Origin of the sequence: Enterobacter cloacae complex sp. P6RS (genome assembly GCF_014982245.1) — a bacterium.
Taxonomy (GTDB): Bacteria; Pseudomonadota; Gammaproteobacteria; order Enterobacterales; family Enterobacteriaceae; genus Enterobacter; species Enterobacter bugandensis.
Genome location: NZ_JADCLB010000061.1, coordinates 1 through 671 on the forward strand (window position 1 = coordinate 1; position 671 = coordinate 671).

1 protein-coding gene is annotated in these 671 nt (G+C 40.4%); it reads right to left on the reverse strand.

Annotated features, from left to right (window positions below):
* Positions 1-157: 157 nt before the first annotated feature.
* Complete coding sequence (locus tag INF73_RS21910) at positions 158-619, reverse strand: hypothetical protein (RefSeq protein ID WP_193547345.1); 462 nt, start codon at positions 617-619, stop codon at positions 158-160.
* Positions 620-671 lie beyond the last annotated feature (52 nt).

Consider the following 671-nt stretch of genomic DNA (forward strand, 5'->3'; position numbering starts at 1 on the left):
AGGTAAAGGTTCAGGCTCGAGATTGAACAGAGCTGGCTCTCCGCTGGCTTCCTTCGTTACTGCGCTCAGCGACGATATTGACTGCACACTATCCTCAGCTTTGAGACGCTGGACCGTTGTAAGCGACAATGATACTGCCGCACATAAAATATGAACGCTATTTAATTTCACTACGATCACCTTCAATGGCTATTAACCCTTGCTGAAGAGACATCTCTATTTGATTACATAAGCGCAGCATTTTAAATTTATAAAAAGAATCCATTGAATCTCTCATATCAGGGCTCATTTGCTCTCTTACTTCTTTGTACGCGTTTGCACTGCGAACCAACGATTCGAAAGCGGCTCGTTTACCAGCGTAATCACTAGCATTAATGCCGGAAAGCGATGAGAGTTCACGCTGACATGTTATCGCCTGAGAACTTACAGCAGCTTGCTTAATAGGTCTCTCTTTCACCGGAGCACTATAAACTATAGGCGAGGGATTAAATCCTGTTTTTTTTGGTGGAGTCGTTGTATTGATATTATGACATCCACTTATTAGCGTAGTAAAGGCCAGTATGAGCATTGCCGTAATAAAATGTTTTATTTGGTTACCAGGATATTTACAAGCTGACATATTCTCTCCATTTCAAATTCTGAATATTAACCCAAATATTTAAATTCAATTT